The sequence below is a fragment of the Sphingomonas sp. Leaf4 genome, assembly GCF_920939515.1.
Taxonomy (GTDB): Bacteria; Pseudomonadota; Alphaproteobacteria; order Sphingomonadales; family Sphingomonadaceae; genus Sphingomonas.
Genome location: NZ_CAKLBB010000030.1, coordinates 1 through 4504, shown reverse-complemented (window position 1 = coordinate 4504; position 4504 = coordinate 1). Strand labels below are relative to the sequence as shown.

General features: G+C 63.1%; 3 protein-coding genes. 2 read left to right on the top strand and 1 reads right to left on the bottom strand.

Annotated features, from left to right (window positions below; genetic code table 11):
- Positions 1-265 precede the first annotated feature (265 nt).
- Positions 266-3223 (bottom strand): Tn3 family transposase, encoded by a 2958-nt coding sequence (locus LRA89_RS20330; RefSeq protein ID WP_230772832.1) that lies wholly within the window; start codon positions 3221-3223, stop codon positions 266-268.
- A 138-nt stretch (positions 3224-3361) separates the two neighbouring features.
- Here LRA89_RS20330 and LRA89_RS20325 point away from each other — a divergent pair, with 138 nt between their 5' ends.
- Complete coding sequence (locus tag LRA89_RS20325) at positions 3362-3925, top strand: recombinase family protein (protein WP_137898443.1); 564 nt, start codon at positions 3362-3364, stop codon at positions 3923-3925.
- A gap of 20 nt (positions 3926-3945) precedes the next feature.
- Positions 3946-4212 (top strand): hypothetical protein, encoded by a 267-nt coding sequence (locus LRA89_RS20320; protein ID WP_037529330.1) that lies wholly within the window; start codon positions 3946-3948, stop codon positions 4210-4212.
- The last annotated feature ends 292 nt before the right edge of the window (positions 4213-4504 follow it).

Here is a 4504-nt window from a genome sequence, read left to right as displayed (position 1 = left end):
CGGAAGCCGTAGAACAGCGCGCCCTGTGCCACCTGCCGACCCATCATGTCCGTGATCCCCCTACCGCCTTGCAGGAGTGAATCACGCCCTCGTCACCATCGCAAGCAGCCGTTTTTCAACAGCCTCGGACGGTTGTGAAGCTGCCGCAGGCCCACGTATTCTTGCGCGGCGCGAAGTGTCAGAACCGTGGTTCGAAATGTCCGCTTTCGAGAACGGTCAATTTACTCGCTATCACCGACTTGGGCGTATCAGGTCATACAAAGGGCTAAGCTGCCAAGAGCGAGGGCGAGATGCGTAGCGGCCTGAGCTGATCCGGTGCCGGCCTATCGTCCCGCTCCCAGCTATAGTCGCCGGTGAGCGCGATATGCTCCCAGCCCAGCGGTGCGATATGGCGGGCAATATCGTCCGGCGCTCCCATGTCGGCCAGTGACCGTTCGAGATAGCGTGTGTTCCACAGGATGATCGCGGCGACCAGCAAGTTGAGGCCGGAGGCGCGGTAAGACTGATTTTCGAACTGGCGGTCGCGCAGCTCGCCGAGCTGGTTGAAGAACAATGCGCGGGCAAGCGCGTTGCGCGCCTCCCCCTTGTTCAGCCCCGCCTGGGTGCGCCTGCGCAGATCAATGTCCTGCAACCAGTCGAGCATGAAGATCGAGCGTTCGAGCCGTCCGAGCTCGCGCAGCGCTAATGCCAGACCGTTCTGGCGCGGATAGGCGGACAGCTTGCGCAGCATAGCCGACGCGGTGACGGTTCCGGTTCGGATCGAGGTGGCGAGCCGCAGCAGTTCGTCCCAATGCGCGGCTAAGTGGTCGTGCGCGATCGGATCGCCAACCATGCCGGCAAGCAACGGCCCCGCTTCCTGCCCGGGCAGGAGGTGCAGGCGGCGCTCCTTGATATCACGCAAGCGTGGCGCGAAGCGGTAGCCGAAGAACGGCATCAGCCCGAACACATGGTCGGACGCGCCGCCCGTATCGGTATAATGCTCTTCGATCGACAACCCGGTCTGGTGATACAGCAAACCGTCGAGGACATAGGGAGCCTCGCCCGCGGTCGCGGCGATCACGCGCGAGCCGAACGGGTCATACTGGTCCGAGATATGAGTGTAGAACGACACACCGGGTTCGTTGCCGTTGCGCGCGTTGATATCGCTGATCGCAGCGCCCCGCCCGCCGGCATGGAATTGCTGTCCGTCGCTCGACGAGCTGATGCCGCTGCCCCATAATCCGGCAAGCGGCATCGCGCGATGCGCCTCGATCAGTCGTCCGAGCGCCTCGCCATAGGCGGCTTCGCTGATGTGCCAGTCATGCAGATGCGCGAGTTGGCGCAGACTGGCACCACGGCAACTGTCCGCCATGCGGGTCAGGCCGAGATTGATGCCATCGGCAAGGATCACGGTCAGCAACGCATTACGGTCGTCGGCCGGACGGCCTGATCGCCGGTGGGTAAAACAGTCGCCGAAGCCGGTCCACGTATCCACATCGAGCAGGATATCCGTGATTTTCACGCGGGGGAGACGGTCATAGGCGGTGCGGCGGGCGACCTCTGCGGCGGGCGGTGTGATCGCCTTCAAAGGGGAGATCATCAGCCCGTTTTCGTCGAGCCGGACCTGCGGCAGTTCGCCCTGCCGGGCCAGCACCGTTACCCGTTCGATCGCGCGGTTCAGGCGTTCACGGCGATCCTTGATATGAGATACGAACCCGGTCGCGATCGCGAGCGGAAGTGGCCCCTTCTCGCGCAACGCTGCGAAGGTAGCGGGCGGAATGAGATAGCTGTCGAAATCCCGAAACTGTCGGCTGCCTGCCACCCAGATATCGCCGGCCCGCAGCCGATCGCGAAGCTGAGACAGTGCGCAGAGTTCATAGGCCGCGCGATCAACGACACCGTTACGGATTACGAATGGACGCCAGCCCGCCGGCACGAAGCGCAGCGGCACCTTGTCAGGCAGGCGTCGTTTTCCAGTATGGTAGAGATCAGCGATGATGGCGAGCGCGTCGAGAATTCCCTGCACCGGCCCGGCACCGCGAAACTCGAACGCCCGCAGGAACTGCCCGGCGAACAACTTCACCGTGCGATGCCGCTCAATAAGTTCGGCCGTGCGGTCGATCGTCTCGGGGCGGACCAGGACTTCCGCCTGATCGACGGCGGAGCCGAACCGTTCCCAGTCGAACGGGCCGAGACGCGCGAGGGAGTCGATACCCTTGGCGTGTGCGTCGATGAGCACGCGGCAACTGTTGGTCAGGGTGCGCAGATGCCCCTGCATCTCGCGCACCGTCCTGATTGCCTTGTCGCGCGTTCGGTTTTCCGCCCGGCGTACCATGCTGCCGAGAAGCTTATCGAACATGGTGAGCGTCGCGTCGGTGAGGCTTTCCTCAAGGCGGATTGTTGCGGCCGCCAGTGTCGCATGGCGGCGTAGCGGGGTCAGTTCGCCGAGGTGCTGCGGCGTGATCCGTACCGCCTCGTCGGCAAGCCGGTCGAATGTCGCTGATGGGATCATGGCGGCGCGCGCAAGGTCGAGGCCGAGGTTGCGGACATGATCGAGCCGTTCCAGCAGCCGCAGGATGTTGCGCGGTGCCGGTGATTGCGGCGCATTGCGCAGCCAGGCCAGCCATGTCGTTCCCTGATCCGACCGCCGGGTCAGCAAGGCATCGAGCATCGTGAGCTTGTCAGGCTCAATGCCGCTGGTCAGGATTTCATGGGTGAGTTGTTCGGCCTGCTGGCGCGCGTGCCTGACGATTGCCTCGATGACAGCCGGGGGCGGCAGTAGTACCCGTCGCCGACGCAACTCGTCGATCACGGTGCCGGCAAGCAAGAGAGGCTGCGCGACGGTCTGCGCGACCGGCATCGCGAACGCCACGATCTCGCGAAAGTGGTTACGGTCGAAAGCGGTATAGCCGAACCGCTGCATGAGATCGGCGAGATGCCCGCGGCGGGTTTCATCGCGACGGGCGTAATCGTCGAACGCCTTTGCCGGCGCGTCGACCTGATCGCCGACAAAGGCGAGGATGGCACTCGGCGGTTTCTCACCGGCTTCCAGCACGCGGCCCGGCCAACGCATGTAAAGCAGCAGCAGCGCGAACCCGAGGCGGCTTGGCGCTCCACGTCGTTCGCTGACAAGATCGAGATCCTCACGGCTGAGGGTAAAGTGACGGGCGATCTCCCGTTCGTCGGTTGGAGGATCGTAATGTGAGCCGAGCGCTTCGCGTGTCAGCAACTGCCGTCTTGCCATGCGTCACGACCTTTCCCGCACTGTCCGTCAGACGGTCCTCTGGCGGCCAGCATGAATATGTCCGTCAACTCTGGACCCGCGATGGCGATTCGGACAAGAATGCAAATCGATGGGAAAACGGACAGATCGGAACCGACCGTGGCGCTGATCGGCTATGCGCGGGTATCGACCGGCGACCAGAAGCTGGCGCTACAGCACGACGCGCTCAACGCGGCCGGATGCGAGCGCATCTTCGACGACCATGCGTCCGGCGCTAAAACTGATAGGCCGGGGCTTGCCGAGGCCCTGGCCTATCTACGTGGCGGTGACACGCTAGTTGTATGGAAGCTGGACCGCCTCGGTCGCTCAATGAGCCACCTGATCGAAAAGGTCGGCGAACTGGCCGCGCGTGGCGTTGGTTTCCGATCGCTCACCGAGCAGATCGACACCACCACGTCGGGCGGGATGCTCGTGTTCAACATCTTCGGCTCGCTCGCCCAGTTCGAGCGCGACCTGATCCGCGAGCGCACCAACGCCGGCTTGAAGGCTGCGCGGGAACGGGGGAGCCTTGGCGGTCGGCGTCCGGTCATCACGCCTGACAAATTGCGCAAGGCGCGCGATCATATCGCGGCAGGCCTGACGGTCCGGGAGGCGGCCACGCGGCTCAAAGTCGGTAAAACAGCGCTCTACAAGGCGCTCGAAGGCGCCGCTGCCAAACCGTAGCAAAGCATGAGGAAAGAGTGATGCACGAACGCGACCCCAACATCGTCACTTCGAGCCTATCCGGCGTCGTTACAGAGCAGGGCATCACCGTGAGTGTAAATATCATAAGGCTCGAAAATGAGCCGGGTTGGTCGCTCGAAGTGGAAAATGAGAATGGAACGTCCACGGTGTGGGATGACCTCTTCGCGACCGACGATGCGGCTCATGCCGCCTTCCGCCAGACCGTTAAAGAAGAAGGCATGCGCGTCTTCCTCGATCAGGCTGTCGTCATTCCCTTCAGACGTTAGGACCGTCCGCGTTCGCCGTTCGTTCGATCCTAGCGTACGTAAACTTCACTTTCGTGCAGTGACCCCCACATGACCCGCAACGTCCTGAATTGGGTACTTTCCTGCCTGTCCGCTTTCGGGATCGGAATGGTCGAAGCGGCCACCGCAGACGGTGTCCCAACCGTTCGAGGCTGTTGAAAAACGGCTGCTTGCGATGGTGACGAGGGCGTGATTCACTCCTGCAAGGCGGTAGGGGGATCACGGACATGATGGGTCGGCAGGTGGCACAGGGCGCGCTGTTCTACGGCTTCCG